Here is a 19,492-nt window from a genome sequence, read left to right as displayed (position 1 = left end):
TCTCGACACCGGGTCTGCAGCACGGCCGGCGGCCGATTATCCGACGTCCGTCCCGCTGCGAGGCATAGATTGGCTGCTATGAATGACCGTGACCGCGCTCCCCGACGAGAGGGTGCTCCGCGCCGCGATGGACAGCGCCGCGACAGCGGCCCACGCCGCGACGGAAACGCAGGCCGTGCACATCGTCCGTCCCGCGGAACCGGTTCGGCAGGTCGTCCGGATGAGCCGGCGTTGCCGAACGACGTGGCTGCCTCGGACCTCGACTCCGAGGTACGACGCGACCTGCTGACGCTGGACAAGACCAATGCAGAGAATGTGGCGCGCCATCTGGTGATGGTCACGCGCCTGCTCGACGACGATCCGGCAGCCGCGCTCGAACACGCGCGCGCAGCGCGTCGCCGCGCCGGACGGGTTGGCGTGGTCCGCGAGACCATGGGCATCGCCGCATACAACGCCGGTGAGTGGCAGGAGGCGGTGTCGGAGCTGCGGGCGGCCCGGCGGATCACCGGCAACACCGGATTGCTGCCGCTGATCGCCGACGCGGAGCGCGGATTGGGACGACCGGCCCGTGCCATCGAACTCGCACGCAGCGACGACGGTCGTACCCTGTCGGGCGAAGAGGCGACCGAGATGCGGATTGTCGAGTCCGGAGCCCGCATCGACCTCGGCGAGCCCGAGAAAGCCGTCGTGACACTGCAATCCGACGATCTGACGCCCGGTCGTACCGGCACCACGCCTGCTCGTCTTTTCTATGCCTATGCCTCCGCGCTGCTGGCGGCGGGCCGAACCGACGACGCGATCACATGGTTCATGAACGCGGCCTCTGCCGATGTCGAGGATGTCACGGACGCCGAGCTCCGCTTGGTGGAACTGACCGACGAGTCGTACTCGGACGCGGAGTCGGCAGTGCCGGTGGATGACGAAGCAGGGGCGGGTGAGTCCTTCGACGCTGGTGTGGCTTCCGCTCCGGTGCCGTCGGCGCCCACGACGGTGCCGGGGCCGAGCACGGGGCCGGCCCCGGAGGCGACGCACGACGAGGCGACCATCACGGCTTCGAACATGATCGATGATTCCGCGGTGGAGTCCCCCGCGGTGGACGACCCCGCCGTCGGGGATCTCCCGGTCGACACCGGCACCGCGGGTGTTCCGGTCGACAAGGCCGCGGCAGAGACACCTTTACCAGCCGATGTACCAGCCGAGGTACCGGCTGAGCCGGCCGAGTCCGACAACGCGGTCTCGGCGCCGGTACGTGCCCTCGCGACCCGATACGATGCACTGCTGCTCGATCTGGACGGAACGGTGTACGCCGGTAAGCATGCTCTTCCGGGAGCACGTGAAGCGCTCGAATCCGTCAGCACCGCACGCTACTTCGTCACCAACAACGCGAGCCGGCGTCCTGCCGAGGTCGTGGCGCACCTGGTGGAACTGGGCTTCGCCGCGACTGTCGATCAGGTGATCACGAGTGCACAGTCGGCCGCGAGGTTGCTCGCCGAGCACCTGGCCCCCGGTTCGCGGGCCCTGGTCATCGGGACGGACGGACTTGCCCAGGAGGTGCGTGAGGTGGGTATCGGAGTGACCCGCAGTGCCGACGACCGACCCGCTGCGGTCATCCAGGGGCATTCCCCCGATACCGGCTGGGCGCAGCTGTCGGAGGCCGCCCTGGCCATCAACGCCGGTGCCCTGTGGATCGCCTGCAACACCGACGCGACCCTCCCTTCCGAGCGGGGGGTCCTGGTGGGCAACGGCTCGATGGTCGCCGCGGTTGCCAACGCGACCGGCAAGACGCCCCTCGTCGCGGGCAAACCTGCCGCGCCGCTGATGGCGGATGCGATCGCGCGCAGCCGTGCGTCGCGGCCTCTTGTGGTCGGTGACCGCCTCGACACCGATATCGAGGGTGCGCATTCGGTCGGCGTCGACAGCGCATTGGTGCTCACCGGGGTCAGCTCCGCGTTGGACCTCCTGACCGCGCCACCCGAGCAGCGGCCGACATTCGTGATCGGTGATCTCGCCGGTTTGCAGTCGTTCGACGCCGACGTCGTTCGCGTCGGTGACCACGACGGCTGGCGAATCGTTGTCGACGGGACCACCGCCACCGTTCACGCCGATGGCGAGCCGCGGCCGGAGAGTCTCGTCCCGGCACTGGCCGCAGCAGTGTGGCAAGAGCTCGACGACGCCGGTTTCGATCCCGCAGATCTCGTGGTGACCAGTCCGGACCCAGAAGTCCGTCGCGTTCTCGAGTCGGTCGGCGTGACGCCGGTGCGCTAGCGTTGGTGGCACCATGACCGAATCGGGCCGCCCAGACCAGAACATGCCGGCATCCACGAGACCGGTCCCGGGCCCACCGCGTCCGGGCCCGCATCTGATGCCGCGCGCGACGGGATCGGCGGGGTCGGATGACGCCCAGCGGATTCCCGGGGCCGACATCGACCCCGCGACGGTCGGCGATGCGGTGTCCGAACTGCTCGGGCAGGTCGACGAGGTGCGGCGATCGGCCGGCGACGAGTTCGACCTGGGGTCGCTGGCACGTCAGACCGAACTCCTCGAGCGTGCCCATGAGGTGTTGACGAGCGCCTTGGAAGACGTCGATCCACGGTGAAGGGCTGAGAGGTGGCCCCGCGAGCACGACTCGATGCCGAACTCGTCCGTCGTGGCCTGGCCCGATCCCGTGAACAGGCCCGCACACTCATCGCCGACGGACACGTCAAGATCAACGGAGTCGTGGCGGCGAAACCGGCGACGAACGTGGCCCGCGACACGCCGATCGTCGTCGTGGACGATCTGGGGGAGAACTGGGCGTCGCGGGGCGCCCACAAGCTGCTCGGGGCGCTGGAGGAGTTCGAGCCGGCAGGGCTGAGTGTGGGCGGACGGCGTTGCCTGGATGCCGGCGCCTCGACCGGAGGATTCACCGACGTTCTACTCAAGCGCGCGGCCACCGAGGTGGTCGCCGTCGACGTCGGGTACGGACAACTGGTGTGGCGCCTCCAGAACGACCCACGGGTGAGCGTGCACGACCGTACCAATGTTCGGCATCTCGCTCCCGATGCCATCGGAGGTGAGGTCGATCTGGTCGTAGCGGACCTCTCATTCATCTCATTGGCGCTGGTGCTGCCCGCGCTGGCCCGATGTGTGCGGGTCGGAGGTGATCTGCTTCCGATGGTCAAACCGCAGTTCGAGGTCGGCAAGGACCGCGTCGGCTCGGGGGGTGTGGTCCGCGACCCTCGACAACGCGTCGACGCCGTGCTCGGCGTCGCCCGCGCGGCCAAACGGCTCGGCCTCGAGACCCGCGGGGTGGTCGCGAGTCCGCTTCCCGGCCCGTCGGGCAACGTCGAATACTTCCTGTGGCTGCGCAAGGAACGCGTGGTCAGCGTGACCACGAACGATCCGTCGGCGTCCGCCGACGCCGACCGGCCCGACGAGGAGACGTCGAGGCCGGATAGGGTCGAACATCGAACGGACACGACGGGTGGTGTCGATGATGCCGCCACCGTCTCGGGGACATCCGATGACCCGGCGCTGATCGAGATGATCACACGGGCCGTCGAGAACGGGCCTCGCTGACAGACGAAGGGACCATAGTGGCCAACGATGCTGTCGCCGATCCGGCAGGCCATCGGGAGTTTCTCGTGGTCGCCCACACCGGACGTGAGATCGTCACGAAGACAATGGATGCCATCGCGCGCCATTGTGCGGCGGCCGGGGTGAAGCTGCGCGTCGTCGACTACGACACGAAGGCGCACGAGTCCGCGCTCGATGCGGGGTCGTCACACGGTCCGACGAGGTCGGCCGGCCATCCGGTCGATCCGGACCACCTGCGCAGTATCGGCGCTGCCGTCGAAGTGGCCTCACCGGTGCCGGCCTCGGCCGAGGGCTGTGAGGTGGTCATCGTTCTCGGTGGCGACGGTACCTTCCTGCGCGCTGCCGAGCTCGCGTACCCGGCAGAGGTTCCAGTTCTCGGTATCAACATGGGACACATCGGCTTTCTCGCCGAGGCCGAGGCCAACCGGCTCGATTCGGTCATGCAACAGCTGATCGCCGGCGACTATCGGGTGGAGCCCCGGATGACGCTGGACGTCACGGTGATCGATCCGGCTCGGCCGGGCGATCCGGTGCTGCGCAGCTGGGCGCTGAACGAGGTGGCGATACTCAACCGCACCAACAGCGGAGTTCTCGAACTCGTCACCGAGGTCGATGGGAGGCCCGTGTCCGCGTTCGGTGCCGACGGCGTGCTGGTGGCCACGCCCACCGGATCGACGGCTTACGCGTTCTCTGCGGGCGGGCCGGTGATGTGGCCGGACCTCGAGGCGATTCTGGTGGTGCCGAGCAACGCCCACGCGCTGTTCGCCCGGCCATTGGTCACCAGTCCGGCCTCGCGGGTGGCGGTCGAGGTGGATCGACGCGGTCGGCCGGGTGTGGCGCTCTGTGACGGACGCCGCAAGTTCGACGTGTCCGCGGGGGCCCGCGTCGAAGTCGTCCGCAGTGAACGATCGGTGCTGTGGGTCCGGATCGATTCGGAGCCCTTCACCGACCGGTTGGTGACCAAGTTCGATCTACCCGTGACGGGTTGGCGGGGGAGGCAGGTCTGACGTGCTGGAAGAACTGTCCATCGAGGGCCTGGGTGTCATCGCGCAGGCATCCGCGCAGTTCCATCCCGGTTTCACCGCTCTGACGGGTGAGACCGGCGCGGGAAAGACCATGATCGTCACCAGCCTGCACCTGTTGTCGGGTGCCCGGGCCGATGCGACGCGTGTGCGGTCCGGTGACGCGAAGGCGACCGTCGAGGGTCGTTTCCGGCTCGTCGATCACGGTGGGTCGCCCGACGACGCGCACGCCGACCCGGTCATCGCCGAGATTCTGGAATCGGCGGGCGCCGACGTCGACGACGACGGCACGGTGATCGCGGTGCGCTCGGTCAGTTCGGATGGCCGATCCCGTGCGCACCTCGGCGGACGTTCCGTCCCGGTCGGGGTCATGGGCCGATTGACCAACCACCTGTTGACCGTGCACGGACAGAACGATCAGCTTCGCCTGATCAAACCCGAACACCAACGGGCCGCGCTCGACGCATTCGCCGGCGGGTCGGTGGCGACCGCGGTCGATGCCTACCGGAAGGCACGCGACGAATGGATCGCGCTGCTCGATGAACTCGACGCGAGGCGGACCAACCATCGGGAACTCGCGCAGGAAGCCGATCGGCTCCGGTTCGGCGTCGATGAGATCGCCGCGGTCGATCCGCAGCCCGGCGAGGACTCCGACCTCGCGGCGACGATCCGAAGGCTGACCGACCTGGAGAGCATCCGTGCCGCCGGTGCGCAGTCTCACCAGATCATCGCCGGAGACGACGGCTCGGTCATCGACGGACTCGGACAGGTACGCAGCACGCTGGAGACGACGAGCGACGAGACCCTGCGGGAACTGCTGCCCAGGGTGGCCGAGGCGCTGACGGTCATCACCGACGTCGGGGAGGAACTGACCTCGTTCCTCGGCGACCTCCCGGCCGATGCCGAGGAACTCGACAAGCTGCTCAACCGGCAGGCCGAACTCAAGGCACTGGTCCGCAAGTATGCCCCCGACATCGACGGTGTCATCGCCTGGCGCCAGGCGGCCGAGGTCCGATTGGCCGAGATCGACGATCCGCAGCGATCGGTGACCGAGTTGGAGAACGCCGCGGCCGCCGCTCAGGCGAAGGTGGTCGACGCGGCAACAAAACTCCGCAAACGACGCCGCAGCGCGGCGAAGTCGATGGCGACCAAGGTCTCGGCCGAACTCGCCGGCCTCGCGATGGGCGACGCCGCGTTGGCTGTCGACGTCGGGCTCGATCCGGCCGCCGACGACGACCGGCTGGCCATCGACCTGGAGGATGGCCGGGCGCATTCCGGCGCGAGCGGCGCGGATCGGGTCGAGTTCGCTCTGGTGGCGCACAAGGGTGCGACGCCGCTGCCGATTGCGCGCTCCGCCTCCGGCGGTGAGCTGTCCCGCGTGATGTTGGCCATGGAGGTCGTTCTGGCCGCCCCGACGAGCGGATCGGTGATGGTGTTCGACGAGGTCGATGCCGGCGTCGGCGGACGGGCCGCGGTCGAGATCGGCAGGCGCCTGGCGCGGCTGGCGCGCGCACACCAGGTGATCGTCGTGACCCACCTGCCACAGGTCGCGGCATTCGCCGACAACCACCTCGTGATCGGGAAGAGCGCAGCCGCCACCAAGAACCGCCCGCACACCAGCACCGTTCGTACCCTCGACCGCGACGAACGCGTGGCGGAACTCGCGCGAATGCTGGCCGGACTCGGGGACTCGGACACCGGTCGGGCCCACGCCGAGGAGCTGCTCGCGACCGCAGAAGCCGAGCGGACGTAGAACCCGGTGGTGCGTCTCGCACCGACGTTGTTACTGATGTGACAAAAGTTGCAGTTGTTACGGCGCGCCTCCGCGCGTTGAGGACTCCGCGCGTCAATCATGGGCGTCATGAAGATGCCTGCCCTGCTCGCCCGCACGACGAATGAACTCCCTGGCGTCACCGGAATAGCCAGGATAGACAAGAACACTCGGCGTCTGCTGGATCGCGTCGGTCCGGGGGACATCGCGATCCTCGACGAGATCGACCTCGACCGGGTGACCGCCGATGCGCTGGTGCAGGCCAACGTCGTCGCCGTGGTCAACGCGTCGCAGTCGATCTCCGGCCGATACCCCAACCTCGGGCCGGAGGTCCTCGTCGCGTCAGGCATCGTCCTGCTCGACAACGTCGGGGACGAGGTCTTCAAGCGGGTGAAGGACGGTGCCAAGCTTCGCATCGACAACAACCGGCTCTACGTCGGCGAACGTCGGCTCGCGCTCGGCACCGAGCTCGAGGAGCGCGACATAGCGGACATGATGATCGAGGCCAAGACCGGCCTCGTCGATCATCTGGAAGCCTTCTCCGGCAACACGATCGAGTTCATCCGCAGTGAATCCCCGTTGCTCATCGACGGAGTCGGTGTACCCGACATCGATGTCGACCTCGCCGGACGTCACGTGGTGATCGTCGCCGACGGACCGGACCGGGCGACCGATCTGCGGGCCCTCAAACCGTTCATCAAGGAGTACTCGCCGGTGCTGGTCGGTGTCGGAGCAGGCGCGGACACCCTCATGAAGGCCGGTCACAAGCCCGCGCTCATCGTCGGCGACCCCGAGGAGATGAAGACGGCGACGCTCAAATCAGGGGCGCAACTGGTACTTCCGGCCGACACCGACGGGCATGCCACTGGGCTGGCCCGCATCCAGGACCTCGGGATCGGCGCGACCACCTTTCCCGCCGCCGGCTCGGCCGCCGATCTGGCGCTGCTGCTCACCGACTATCACGGTGCCGACCTCATCGTGACCGTCGGATACGGCGGCACGCTCGACGACTTCTTCGACCGGTCACGCCGGGAGAGCAACCCGTCGACCTTCCTCACCCGACTGAAGGTCGGGCCGAAACTGGTGGACGCCAAGGCGGTCGCCACGCTGTACCGCAGTCGCGTGTCCGGGGCGGCGATCGCGTGCGTCATCCTCGCGGCTCTGATCGCAGTGATCGCGGCCGTCCTGCTGTCCAACATGGGCCCCGACGTCATCGACTGGGCTCGGGCGCAATACCACCAGGCGGTCGAGTGGGCCCAGGGTGTGTGGAACAGGTAGTAGATGATCTCGCTTCGGCAACATGCGATCTCACTCGTCGCGGTCTTCCTGGCCCTGGCGGTGGGTCTCTTCCTGGGCTCGGGCTTCGTGGGTGAACGCGTCAACTCGATCACCGGGACCTCCCGCGATCGGATCGGCGACCTCGAGTCCCAGCGCGACCAGCTCAACGCGCAGCTGAACGCTGCCAACAGTTTCGGTGCAGCGGTCGCGCCACGGCTGATCGCCGGCACATTGAAGGGCCAATCGGTGCTGGTGGTCACTGCCCCCAATGCCGCCGACGCCGACGTCGATGCCGTCAAGGAGTCGATCTCGGCCGCCGGCGCCCGGTTCGCCGGACAGATCGGGATGACCGACGACCTGGTCCGCGACCAGAATGCGGAACAGCTGCGCACGATCGTCGATCAGACCATCCCGCCCGGTGCCACGCTCCGTGCGGAGCTGACCGATTCCGGTGGACGGGTCGGTGACCTCCTCGGTGCGCTGCTGTTGCATCCCGACGGGCGGTCGGCCGCCTCTGCCGGCGATGTGCGACTCGGCCTCCAGGCACTGCGTGAGGGTGGCTTCATCAATGCTGCCGACAACGCCCTGTCGACGGCAGATCTCGTGGTCGTGGTCACCGGGGATGCGCTCGGCGACGACTCCGGCGCCCAGGGTCAGCTGATGGCACGGATGGCCGGCGCCCTGGCCGCCCGCGCACAGGGTGGCGTGCTCGTGGGGCGGGCCGGCTCGGCGACCGGCGGCTCGCCGATCGCGGTGGTGCGCTCGGATCCCTCGCTCGGCAACGCCGTGTCCACCGTCGACAACGTGGATCAGCAGACGGGGCTGATCACGACCGTGCTGGCGCTGGCGCAGGAGGCCGACGGCAAGACCGCCGCCTATGGCACGGGTCCCGGCGCACGTGCGATCACCGTCGGCGCCGAACCGGCCACCTGATCCGGGCGGCCGGCGCCGAGGGTGGCGGTGTGGCGGCGGTCGAACGGCGCGGGAGGTGTTACCCTGTAGTCCCGTAGGTAATCAGGGTTTTTGGCCTGTTTCGGCCGACGGGAGACGCATTGCGACCACTTCGCCACGTGCACGACACCAAACACATCTTTGTGACGGGCGGTGTTGCGTCGTCCCTGGGCAAGGGATTGACGGCATCGAGCCTCGGCCAGCTTCTCACCTCGCGCGGCCTCCGGGTCACGATGCAGAAGCTCGACCCGTATCTGAATGTGGATCCGGGCACCATGAATCCGTTCCAGCACGGCGAGGTTTTCGTCACCGAGGACGGTGCCGAAACCGACCTCGACGTCGGACACTACGAGCGGTTTCTGGACCGCAATCTCTCCCAGTCGGCGAATGTGACCACCGGGCAGGTGTATTCGTCGGTGATCGCCAAGGAGCGTCGAGGCGAGTATCTCGGGGAGACGGTCCAGGTGATCCCGCACATCACCGACGAACTGAAGTCCCGGGTGCTGGCCATGCGCGAGCCGGGTTCCGACGGTGAGGCCCCCGATGTGGTCATCACCGAGATCGGCGGCACCGTCGGTGACATCGAGTCGCAGCCGTTCATCGAGGCCGCACGCCAGATCCGCCACGACGTCGGCCGGGACAATGTGTTCTTCCTGCACGTGTCCTTGGTCCCGTACCTGGCGCCGTCGGGCGAGCTGAAGACGAAACCGACCCAACACTCGGTGGCGGCGCTGCGCAACGTCGGCATCCAACCGGACGCACTGATCCTGCGGTGCGATCGTGATGTCCCGGAGGGCCTGAAGAACAAGATCGCGCTCATGTGCGATGTCGAGCTCGAGGGCGTCATCTCCACCCCGGACGCACCGTCGATCTACGACATCCCGAAAGTCCTGCACCGCGAGCAACTCGACGCGTACGTGGTGCGCAAGCTCGGCCTGCCGTTCCGTGATGTCGACTGGACCGAGTGGGGCGAGCTGCTCAAGCGGGTGCACGATCCCCGCGAGACGGTGACGGTGGCGCTCGTCGGTAAGTACGTCGACCTGCCGGACGCCTATCTGTCGGTCACCGAGGCGATCCGGGCCGGCGGTTTCGCCTGGAAGGCGCGCACCGAGATCAAGTGGGTCCCGTCGGACGAATGCTCGACCCTCGAGGGCGCTCAGGCAGCACTCGCCGATGCGCATGCGGTTCTGATTCCCGGAGGCTTCGGCATCCGCGGGATCGAGGGCAAGGTCGGTGCGATCGCGTACGCACGCAAGCGGGGTATCCCGCTGCTCGGACTGTGTCTCGGTCTGCAATGCGTCGTGATCGAGGCGGCCCGTGCCGCCGGTCTCGACGATGCGAGCTCCACCGAGTTCGACCCGGACACCCCCTATCCGGTGATCTCGACGATGGCCGACCAGACGGAGGTGGTCGCCGGAGAGGCCGACCTGGGCGGCACCATGCGGCTCGGCGCCTACCCGGCCACGCTGGAACGCGGCAGCGTCGTCGCGGCGGCCTACGGGACGACCGACGTGTCCGAACGCCACCGTCACCGCTTCGAGGTCAACAACGCCTACCGCGACAAGATCGCGGCCTCCGGTCTGGTCTTCTCGGGCACATCGCCGGACGGACACCTCGTCGAGTTCGTCGAGTATCCGACGTCGGTGCATCCGTTCCTGGTCGCCACCCAGGCCCATCCGGAACTGAAGAGCCGGCCGACGCGCCCACACCCGCTGTTCCGTGCGTTGATCGAGGCGGCGCTGAAGTACAAAGCCGCCGAGCGACTTCCCGTCGATCTCGGTGACTACGAGCGGCATCTTCCCGACGGCGAGGACGCGATCGACGACGAGGAACGTGGCGCTTGAGCGGACCGGAACCCGACCGGGAATCCGACGGTCACACCCAGACCGGACGCCACGACTTCGCGGTCCGCTCCACCACAACCGTCTACGACGGCGCGATCCTGACTCTGCGTGTCGACGAGGTCGAGATGCCGAGCGGCCGGGTCGCCGAGCGTGAGGTCGTCGAGCATTTCGGTGCGGTCGCGGTCGTCGCGCGCGACGAGGGCGGCAGGATCGCGATGGTGCGGCAATATCGCCATCCGATCGGTCGCCGGCTGCTCGAGTTGCCGGCCGGGTTGCTCGACGCCGGGCCCGATGAGAGGCCTCTGGTCGCTGCGCAACGCGAGCTGGCCGAAGAGGTGGACCTCGCCGCCGATCGCTGGCACGTCCTGGTGGACCTCGCGCTGTCCCCGGGATTCACCGACGAGGCGTTGCGGCTCTATCTCGCCGAAGGACTCCGGTCGCTCGATGCGGCCGAACGCCACGACGAGGAGGCCGACATGTCGGTCGAGTGGCTTGCGCTCGACGACGCGGTCGGCCGGGTTCTCGCCGGTGAGATCGTGAACGCCACGAGCGTCGCCGGGATCCTCGCGGTCGCGGCGGCCGACGCCCGCGGCTCCGACCTGCGTGCGGTGACCGCGACCTGGACCGACGAGCCGACGGCGCTGCGCGCCCGCCGCTCGCACCGATGACCGGCCACGCCGTGTCCGCCGAGAGCCCGGCGGAGCAGGTGACGCGATACCTCGATCACCTCACGGTCGAGCGCGGCGCCGCCGTCAACACGGTCAGCTCGTACCGACGAGACCTCGACCGATATGAGCATTATCTGGTCACCCGCGGCATCGATGACCTTCGCGAGGTGACCGAGGAGGACGTGCGGGAGTTCCTCGTCGAACTTCGCCGCGGTGATCCCGACGCCGACGTCTCGCCGCTCGCCGACAGCTCGATCGCGCGAACTCTGGTGGCGGTCAGAGGTTTTCACAAGTTCGCCGCGGCCGAGGGGATCGTCGGGGTCGACGTCGCACGGGCAGTCAGTCCGCCACGGCCGGCGCGGAGACTCCCGAAGTCGCTGCCGGTCGACGAGGTGCTCGCGATCCTCGAGTCCGCCGGCACCGCCGATCATCCCCGTGCCCTGCGAGATCGGGCGCTGCTCGAGCTGCTCTACAGCTGTGGCGCGCGCATCTCGGAGGCGATCGCGCTCGATGTCGACGACATCGACACCGACACCCGCGCGGTGCGCTTGCGCGGTAAGGGCGGGAAGGAACGGGTCGTCCCCGTGGGCGGTCCGGCGATCGACGCACTCGAGGCGTACCTGGTACGCGGTCGCCCGGCACTCGTCCATCGCGCCGTTCCTGCCCTGTTCCTCAACGCCCGCGGCGGCCGACTGTCGCGGCAGAGCGCTTGGCAGGTGCTGGTCGATGCGGCGCAGCGCGCCGGGCTCGACAAGAAGGTGTCGCCGCACACCCTGCGTCACAGCTTCGCCACCCACCTGCTCGACGGGGGCGCGGATGTGCGCGTGGTGCAGGAACTGCTGGGCCACGCATCGGTGACGACCACGCAGGTGTACACGTTGGTGACGGTCAACACCATGCGCGAGGTCTATTCCACGGCGCATCCGCGCGCCCGGTGATCATGACGGCGGACGTCCGGCCGCGGCGTGTCGGCGATGCTCCGCAGCTTCGGGCATCGGACCCACTAGGCTGGGACCAGCGTTTCGCGGTCGGGATCATCAGCATCGGTCGACGATTCACACGACGGAGAGGAGCGGCGGACACGTGAGCACCCCGGGGGCACCGCGGTCTGCCGCCGACGCGCAGTACCGGATCCCGGTCTCGACGTCACATGACGCGGACGAGGACACCGAGCACGAGAACGAGATCGGCCCCACCGGCCGTCCGTACCGCGATATCCCTGAACCCCGGCCGCTCGATCGGCATGGCCCGGCCACGGTCGTCGCGGTCTGTAATCAGAAAGGTGGCGTCGGCAAGACGACGTCGACCATCAACCTGGGTGCGGCGCTGGCCGAGTGTGGGCGGCGGGTGCTGCTCGTCGACCTCGATCCCCAGGGTGCGTTGTCGGCGGGACTGGGCGTTCCGCATCACGAGTTGGACCAGACCGTCTACAACCTGCTGGTTCCGCCGCAGGCGTCGACCGATGACGTACTGATGCGCACGCGCGTCGACGGACTGGACCTGCTGCCCAGCAACATCGATCTCTCGGCCGCCGAGATCCAGCTCGTCACGGAGGTGGGCCGGGAACAGTCGCTGGCCCGCGCCCTGCATCCGGTCATCGACCGCTATGACTTCGTGCTGATCGACTGCCAGCCATCGTTGGGCCTGCTGACCGTGAATGCGCTGGCCTGCGCGGACACCGTTGTGATCCCGATGGAATGCGAGTACTTCAGCCTCCGTGGACTGGCGCTGCTCACCGACACCATCGACAAGGTCCGCGACCGACTGAACCCGCGGCTGTCGCTCGGTGGCATCCTCGTCACGATGTTCGACGCCCGCACATTGCATTCCCGTGAGGTGATGCAACGGGTGGTCGAGGTGTTCGGGGACGCGGTCTACGACACGGTGATCAGCCGTACCGTCCGATTCCCGGAGACGAGTGTCGCCGGCGAACCGATCACTTCCTGGGCGCCGAAGTCCGCGGGTGCGAAGGCCTACCGGGCGCTGGCCCGCGAGGTCATCGCCCGCGATGCACCCTCGGCATGACCGACCGCGCCGCCGGCGGTGACGACCTGGTGCTCGACTCGGGGCCGCCTCCTGCGGTGAGAGCCGAGGCCGAGTCGGCGTCCGACGCCGGATCCTCGGAGGACAAGCCCGTCGGCTTCCAGGTTCGGCTGCGCAATTTCGAAGGACCGTTCGACCTGCTGCTCGACCTGATCAGCAGGCATCGGTTGGACGTCACCGAGGTGGCACTGCACGAGGTCACCGATGATTTCATCGCTTACACGCGCGAACTCGGACCGGAGATGGGACTGGAGCAGACCACCGAGTTCCTGGTGGTCGCGGCCACCCTGCTCGACTTGAAGGCGGCGCGCCTGCTGCCGTCGGGGGAGGTCGACGACCCCGAGGACCTCGCACTGCTCGAGGCGCGCGATCTGCTGTTCGCCCGCCTCCTGCAGTATCGCGCCTACAAACAGGTGGCGGCATTGTTCGGAGAGCTGGAAGCGGCTGCGCTACAGCGCTATCCGCGTGCGGTCTCGTTGGAGAAGCAATTCGAGGAGCTTCTTCCCGAAGTGACGCTTGGCGTGGATGCGGCAGGATTTGCGCAGGTCGCGGCGACCGCGCTGACGCCCCGGCCGACGCCCACGGTCGGCCTGGATCACCTTCACGACGTGCACAGCGTGTCGGTGCCCGCGCAGGCCCGACGGATGGCCGAGTTGCTGACCGCCAGCCCGGGTTCCTGGCTGACCTTCCACCAGTTGGTGGCCGATTGTGAGAGCGGGCTCGAGCTGGTGGGCAGCTTTCTGGGACTGTTGGAGCTGTACCGAGAGCAGGCGGTCGCGTTCGAACAGCCGGAGGCGCTGGGTGATCTGCGGGTCAGCTGGACCGGCGACCGTTCGGTGGACGACCTGGCCATGGACAAAGCGGAGGAGTACGGATGACCGAGGACGGCGGCGCCGTCGCGGACGTGGGCGACCAGACCGGGGGTGGGCAGTCCGCCCTGGACATCGACGACGAGCTCACCATCGACGACGCCCGACTCCGATCGGCGCTCGAGGCGGTGCTCTTGGTGGTCGATACCCCGGTGACCAGCGACGAGCTCGCGACCGCGGTCGAGCAGGACGTGGTTCGGGTCCGCACGATGCTCAACCGGATGGCCGACGAACTCACCGCCGCGAACAGCGGTATCGACCTGCGGTTCGCGGGCGATGGCTGGCGCTACTACTCCCGAGCCGAGTACGCCCCGTACGTCGAGCGGTTGCTGCTCGACGGCGCCCGATCCAAACTCACCCGTGCCGCGCTGGAAACCCTCGCTGTGATCGCCTACCGGCAACCGGTGACCAGGGCGCGTGTCAGTGCCATTCGCGGGGTCAACGTCGACGGTGTGATCCGGACGTTGGTCGCCCGCGGTCTCATCAACGAGGTCGGGACCGACCCTCAGACCACCGCCACCACCTACGGCACCACCGAGATGTTTCTCGAGCGTCTCGGCCTCGCCTCACTGACCGAATTGCCCGATCTGGCGCCGCTCTTACCGGACGTCGACGTCATCGACGACCTCCACGAGGAGATGTCGCTCGACCCGCGATTCGCCAAACTCGGTGCTCACCGGTCAGACTCGTCAGAGAACATTTCGTCCGGAGCGGCGGCCGACGACACGTCGGCGCCCACCCCGGACACAGACGATCAGGACTGATGACATGGCATCCGCTAGCCGAGACGGCACACCGGGCCCGCGCAAGAAGCCGGCGCGCGCACAGGGGACCCGCAAGAACACACCGAAGACCGGGGGAAAGACGACCGGGTCCAACCGCGCTGCGCCGAAGGGCGCGGGCAAACGAAACCCGCAGGTCACCGGCGGTTCGACGAAGAAGACCCATCGGAAGGGCTCGTCGAAACCCGATGTCCGCTCGGGCAAGGTCCGGCTCAACAATGCCAAGCCGGCCCGCCACCAGCACTCCGATTCCGAGTCCGCCGAGTCGGGTGCCACCTACGTCGCCGACGGCGTGCGCCTGCAGAAGGTGCTGGCCGCCGCCGGGGTGGCGTCACGGCGTGGTGCGGAGGAGCTCATCGCGGCCGGTCGCGTCGAGGTGGACGGTGAGATCGTCACCGAACAGGGCATGCGCATCAATCCGGACACCGCGGTCATCCGCGTGGACGGGGCCCGAGTGATCATTGACGAGGACAAGCAGTACCTGGCCCTCAACAAACCCAGGGGCTGGCAGTCGACCATGTCCGACGATCAGGGGCGGCCCTGTGTCGGCGACATCGTCGCCGAACGTGTCATGGCCGGGCAGCGACTGTTCCATGTGGGTCGCCTCGATGCCGACACCGAGGGCCTGTTGCTGCTGACCAACGATGGTGAGCTCGCTCACCGGTTGATGCATCCCTCCTATGAGGTACCGAAGACCTATCTGGCCACGCTGAAGGGTGAGGTGCCGCGGTCGCTGGGACGTGTGCTGAAGTCCGGTGTCGAACTCGAGGACGGGCCGGTCACGGTTGATTCCTTCAGCCCGGTCGAAGTCCATGACGGACAGTCGCTGGTGCGCATCACGCTCCATGAAGGCCGGAACCGGATCGTGCGTCGCATGATGGAAGAGGTCGGCTTTCCGGTGACCGCTCTGGTGCGGACGCATGTCGGTGTGGTCGCACTGGGCGAGCAACGGCCCGGCAGCCTCCGGGTGCTGGGTCGCGACGAGATCGGCGCGCTGTACAAGGCGGTCGGCTTGTGAGCGAAGACGCTGCACGCACAGGATTTGTGGGCGAAGGCGATTCGTCGACCACCCGCGTGATCGCCATCGACGGCCCAGCAGGTACCGGCAAGTCGACGGTGTCCAAGGTGCTCGCCGATCGGGTCGGCGCTCGGTTCCTCGACACCGGCGCCATGTATCGGGCGGCAACGCTCGCCGTGCTGAATGCCGGTGTGTCGCTGCAGGACACCCCGTCGATCGCGGAGGTGGTCGGACGTGCCGACATCCGGCTCGACATCGGGGTCGACGGCTGCACCAGCTACCTCGACGACGTCGACGTGTCAGTCGCCATCCGGACCGACGCGGTGACCAACGCGGTCTCCGCGGTCTCGGCCGTTCCCGCCGTCCGCACCAAACTCGTTGCGGTGCAACGCCGCGAGGCGCAGGGCTCGTTTGTCGTCGTCGAGGGTCGTGACATCGGGACCGTCGTGTTCCCCGACGCCGACCTCAAGGTGTTCCTCACGGCGACCCCGGAGGCCCGCGCAACCCGCAGGCACAGGCAGAACCTGGCCGCCGGGCGGCCGAGTGACTACGACGAGGTTCTGCAGAGCGTGAACCGTCGCGACCACCTCGACTCGACGCGGACGGTGTCGCCGCTGCGTCCCGCCGGCGACGCCGTCATCGTCGACACCAGTGACCTGACCCTCGACCAGGTCGTCGACACCCTCGATGGCCTGGTCCGCGACCGGATCGGAGTGCAGTCGTGACCGAACACAGTGGAGTGGGGGAGGAGCTCGCCCTTCCCGGCGACGGGACATGGTCGGACGAAGCCGATTGGCAGCTCACCGATTTCGACGTCGACGGCCAACCGATCGATGCCACGCCGGTACCCGTCGTCGCCATCGTGGGACGGCCCAACGTCGGCAAGTCGACGTTGGTCAACCGGATCCTCGGCCGTCGCGAGGCCGTCGTCGAGGACATTCCCGGGGTGACGCGAGACCGTGTCTCCTATGCCGCGAGCTGGTCGGGCAGGCGATTCACGGTCGTCGACACCGGCGGATGGGAACCCGACGCCAAGGGGCTGCAGCAGGCCGTCGCGAACCAGGCCGAACTCGCCATGCGGACCGCGGACGCGATCGTTCTGGTGGTCGACGGGACCGTCGGCGCCACCACGACCGACGAGGCCGTTGCCCGGGTGCTGCGCCGGTCGAAGACTCCGGTCATCCTGGTGGCCAACAAGATCGACAGCGAGCGGGCGGAAGCCGACGTCGCTTCCCTGTGGTCGCTGGGACTCGGTGAGCCGTACCCGGTGTCGGCGGCGCACGGACGTGGGGCGGGTGACCTGCTCGACGTGATCCTCGAGGTGCTGCCGGAGACGCCACGCGAGGCGCCGTCGCTCGGCGGGCCTCGTCGGGTCGCGTTGGTCGGGAAACCGAATGTCGGCAAGAGCTCCTTGCTGAACAAGCTCGCCGGCTCGGAACGCTCCGTCGTCGACAACGTGGCCGGAACCACCGTCGACCCGGTCGACGAACTCATCGAGATCGGCGGCGAGACCTGGCAGTTCGTGGACACCGCCGGCTTGCGCCGGAAGGTGCGCACGGCCAGCGGACATGAGTACTACGCCTCGTTGCGGACCCGGGCGGCGCTGGACGCGGCCGAGGTCGCGATCCTGCTGATCGATGCGTCCGAGCCGATCACCGAGCAGGATCTGCGGGTGCTGTCGATGGTGGTGGACAGCGGGCGGGCGCTCGTCATCGCCTTCAACAAGTGGGACCTGGTCGACGAGGACCGGCGTTATCAGCTCGACAAGGAGATCGACCGGGAGCTCGCGCGTGTCCCGTGGGCGCGCCGGGTGAACATCTCGGCGAGTACCGGACGTTCCGTGCAGAAGCTGGTCCCGGCGCTCGACGGCGCGTTGGAGTCGTGGGACAAACGGATCGGCACCGGCCGGCTCAACAACTGGCTCAAAGAGGTCATCGCCGCGACACCACCGCCGCTGCGTGGTGGGCGGCAGCCGAGGGTCATGTTCGCCACGCAGGCCGCGACACGACCGCCCACGTTCGTGTTGTTCACCACCGGCTTCCTCGAGGCAGGCTACCGTCGTTTCCTCGAGCGTCGACTCCGCGAGGAGTTCAATTTCGACGGCTCGCCGGTGCGGGTCAACGTCCGCGTCCGCGACAAACGGGAGCAGCGCCGCAAACGGTGACCTTCCGCGGCGGAGGCCGCCGGCCGTGCGATACTGCCACTCGTGCTCATCATCGGAATCATCCTGTTCGGAATGCTGATCGGCGCGGGTGCGCAACTCATCCTCGGTAGGGGAGCCAAGGGGATCGACTGGGGGCTGGCGATTGTCGCGGGACTCATCGGTTCGTTCGTCGGCGGCCTACTCATCAGCCTGCTCTCGGGTGACGGTCTGAACTTTCGGGCCAGTGGCATCATCGGCTCGATCGTGGGCGCGATCCTGATCACCGCCGGCTGGATGTACTTCAAGAGCCGTTCCACGGCGAACTGATCCGTTCACAATGCCTGTGGCCAGATACAAGCGCCGCGCGACGTGTATCTGGCCACAGGCGTTGTAGATGCGTTGGGCGGGCATCCAAGAGGCGCCTGACCAGGCGATTGGATAGAAGTGGTGCTCGTCGGCTAATGTCATCAGCGCCCCTTTTCGAGGGGCAACGGGCTGTGGCGCAGTTTGGTAGCGCACTTGACTGGGGGTCAAGTGGTCGCAGGTTCAAATCCTGTCAGCCCGACAGAACTGGTCCCGGAACCCCGAGGTTCCGGGACTTTTGTTGTTGTGGGCGCCTATCGATTCTGTCTCCCACGCCAACCACGGAGCAGATACCAATTCTGGTATATGGTGCGGATATGGAGGGTGCGGACATCAGTCGTCTCCGTCGGCGTGCGGGGATGACGCAGGCGCAGTTGGCGGCTGTGAGCGGTATCGCCCAGCCGCACATCTCCGCCTATGAACGTGGGCGGCGAACGATCACCCCCGAGGTCGCCGCCCGTGTGGAGGCGGCGACGAAAGTGCGCCCGTCGATCCTTCTCGACCGGCATCGCGACGAGATCCTCGACCTGGTGGCCGTTCACCGCGGCTCGAACGTGCGGGTTTTCGGTTCGGTTGCGCGGGGGGCGGACACCGGCGACGGCGACCTCGATCTGCTCGTGAGCTTTCTGCCTGACACCCATATCGGCGAGGTGGGGATTCTCGTCGCGGAACTGCGTGAACTCCTCGGGATCGATGTGGACGTGGTGAGCGACGGCGCGCTCACCGGCAATCGGTTCTCCCGGCGTGTGCTTGCGGATGCCGTGCCGCTCTGATGGGGGCAGGGAACCGTCGCACCATCGTGGAGCGCTACGGGGAGCGGATCCTCGACCGACTCGACGACCTCATCGAATACTGCCGCGAGGCAGAGCAACTGGTGGCCGACGGTAAGTCGATGCTGCTGTCGGAATGGCGTCAGCAGCGAATCGCCGAGGCGGTACTCGGCCGCATCGGGGACACCGCGGCTCATCTACCGCAGGAGTTCCGTGACGAGTTCGACGGACAGCCCTGGAGTCTGATCGTGGGCATCCGAATCATCGTCGCGCACCGGTATCGAAACCTCGACTACCACCAGGTGTGGACGGCCCTGGTGGATGCCGAAGCGCTGCGCCGATACATCGAGGACGACGTACTCGGCCCGTGATCACCCGCCGGCTCGGCGAGCCA

General features: G+C 67.8%; 19 protein-coding genes and 1 tRNA gene. All 20 read left to right on the top strand.

What is annotated here, in order from left to right:
* The first annotated feature begins 78 nt into the window (after positions 1 to 78).
* Positions 79 to 2,265 carry an HAD-IIA family hydrolase gene (locus ACVT6V_RS20700; RefSeq protein ID WP_489895991.1) on the top strand — a complete coding sequence of 729 codons (2,187 nt, stop codon included), beginning with the start codon at positions 79 to 81 and terminating at the stop codon, positions 2,263 to 2,265.
* Positions 2,266 to 2,278: 13 nt separating this feature from the next.
* Positions 2,279 to 2,596 carry a hypothetical protein gene (locus ACVT6V_RS20695; RefSeq protein WP_489895990.1) on the top strand — a complete coding sequence of 106 codons (318 nt, stop codon included), beginning with the start codon at positions 2,279 to 2,281 and terminating at the stop codon, positions 2,594 to 2,596.
* A gap of 11 nt (positions 2,597 to 2,607) precedes the next feature.
* Positions 2,608 to 3,558 carry a TlyA family RNA methyltransferase gene (locus ACVT6V_RS20690; protein ID WP_489895989.1) on the top strand — a complete coding sequence of 317 codons (951 nt, stop codon included), beginning with the start codon at positions 2,608 to 2,610 and terminating at the stop codon, positions 3,556 to 3,558.
* A gap of 17 nt (positions 3,559 to 3,575) precedes the next feature.
* On the top strand, positions 3,576 to 4,583 hold the full coding sequence (locus ACVT6V_RS20685) for an NAD kinase (RefSeq protein WP_489895988.1): 1,008 nt from the start codon (positions 3,576 to 3,578) through the stop codon (positions 4,581 to 4,583).
* Between the two features lies 1 nt (position 4,584).
* Positions 4,585 to 6,351, top strand: a complete 1,767-nt coding sequence (gene recN / locus ACVT6V_RS20680) for a DNA repair protein RecN (RefSeq protein ID WP_489895987.1) — start codon at positions 4,585 to 4,587, stop codon at positions 6,349 to 6,351.
* Positions 6,352 to 6,459: 108 nt separating this feature from the next.
* Entirely contained in the window at positions 6,460 to 7,647 is a 1,188-nt protein-coding gene (steA, locus tag ACVT6V_RS20675) for a putative cytokinetic ring protein SteA (protein WP_489895986.1), read from the top strand.
* A gap of 3 nt (positions 7,648 to 7,650) precedes the next feature.
* Complete coding sequence (locus ACVT6V_RS20670; RefSeq protein ID WP_489895985.1) at positions 7,651 to 8,580, top strand: copper transporter; 930 nt, start codon at positions 7,651 to 7,653, stop codon at positions 8,578 to 8,580.
* Between the two features lie 119 nt (positions 8,581 to 8,699).
* Positions 8,700 to 10,442: a CTP synthase gene (gene pyrG / locus ACVT6V_RS20665; RefSeq protein WP_489895984.1), complete on the top strand. Its 1,743-nt coding sequence runs from the start codon at positions 8,700 to 8,702 to the stop codon at positions 10,440 to 10,442.
* On the top strand, positions 10,439 to 11,110 hold the full coding sequence (locus tag ACVT6V_RS20660; protein ID WP_489895983.1) for an NUDIX domain-containing protein: 672 nt from the start codon (positions 10,439 to 10,441) through the stop codon (positions 11,108 to 11,110). The genes pyrG and ACVT6V_RS20660 overlap by 4 nt, the downstream gene beginning before the upstream one ends.
* Positions 11,107 to 12,048, top strand: a complete 942-nt coding sequence (gene xerD / locus ACVT6V_RS20655; RefSeq protein ID WP_489895982.1) for a site-specific tyrosine recombinase XerD — start codon at positions 11,107 to 11,109, stop codon at positions 12,046 to 12,048. Before ACVT6V_RS20660 ends, xerD begins: the two co-directional genes overlap by 4 nt.
* A 145-nt stretch (positions 12,049 to 12,193) precedes the next feature.
* Positions 12,194 to 13,135, top strand: a complete 942-nt coding sequence (locus ACVT6V_RS20650) for a ParA family protein (protein WP_489895981.1) — start codon at positions 12,194 to 12,196, stop codon at positions 13,133 to 13,135.
* Positions 13,132 to 14,031 (top strand): segregation and condensation protein A, encoded by a 900-nt coding sequence (locus ACVT6V_RS20645; protein WP_489895980.1) that lies wholly within the window; start codon positions 13,132 to 13,134, stop codon positions 14,029 to 14,031. The genes ACVT6V_RS20650 and ACVT6V_RS20645 overlap by 4 nt, the downstream gene beginning before the upstream one ends.
* The gene (gene scpB / locus ACVT6V_RS20640) at positions 14,028 to 14,786 is read left to right on the top strand and encodes an SMC-Scp complex subunit ScpB (RefSeq protein ID WP_489895979.1); all 759 of its coding nucleotides are present in this window, start codon (positions 14,028 to 14,030) and stop codon (positions 14,784 to 14,786) included. The genes ACVT6V_RS20645 and scpB overlap by 4 nt, the downstream gene beginning before the upstream one ends.
* Positions 14,787 to 14,790: 4 nt before the next feature.
* On the top strand, positions 14,791 to 15,822 hold the full coding sequence (locus ACVT6V_RS20635) for a pseudouridine synthase (RefSeq protein ID WP_489895978.1): 1,032 nt from the start codon (positions 14,791 to 14,793) through the stop codon (positions 15,820 to 15,822).
* Positions 15,819 to 16,547 (top strand): (d)CMP kinase, encoded by a 729-nt coding sequence (gene cmk / locus ACVT6V_RS20630; protein ID WP_489895977.1) that lies wholly within the window; start codon positions 15,819 to 15,821, stop codon positions 16,545 to 16,547. Before ACVT6V_RS20635 ends, cmk begins: the two co-directional genes overlap by 4 nt.
* Positions 16,544 to 17,986 carry a ribosome biogenesis GTPase Der gene (gene der, locus ACVT6V_RS20625; RefSeq protein WP_489895976.1) on the top strand — a complete coding sequence of 481 codons (1,443 nt, stop codon included), beginning with the start codon at positions 16,544 to 16,546 and terminating at the stop codon, positions 17,984 to 17,986. The genes cmk and der overlap by 4 nt, the downstream gene beginning before the upstream one ends.
* Before the next feature lie 42 nt (positions 17,987 to 18,028).
* Positions 18,029 to 18,292 (top strand): GlsB/YeaQ/YmgE family stress response membrane protein, encoded by a 264-nt coding sequence (locus ACVT6V_RS20620; RefSeq protein WP_489895975.1) that lies wholly within the window; start codon positions 18,029 to 18,031, stop codon positions 18,290 to 18,292.
* 164 nt (positions 18,293 to 18,456) lie between these two features.
* Positions 18,457 to 18,530 (top strand) — tRNA-Pro (locus ACVT6V_RS20615).
* 115 nt (positions 18,531 to 18,645) lie between these two features.
* Entirely contained in the window at positions 18,646 to 19,101 is a 456-nt protein-coding gene (locus ACVT6V_RS20610) for a helix-turn-helix domain-containing protein (RefSeq protein WP_489895974.1), read from the top strand.
* Positions 19,101 to 19,469 (top strand): HepT-like ribonuclease domain-containing protein, encoded by a 369-nt coding sequence (locus ACVT6V_RS20605; protein WP_489895973.1) that lies wholly within the window; start codon positions 19,101 to 19,103, stop codon positions 19,467 to 19,469. The genes ACVT6V_RS20610 and ACVT6V_RS20605 overlap by 1 nt, the downstream gene beginning before the upstream one ends.
* Positions 19,470 to 19,492 lie beyond the last annotated feature (23 nt).

Source organism: Gordonia sp. LMA167, from assembly GCF_058130025.1.
This window is presented reverse-complemented; position numbering and strand designations above follow the sequence as displayed.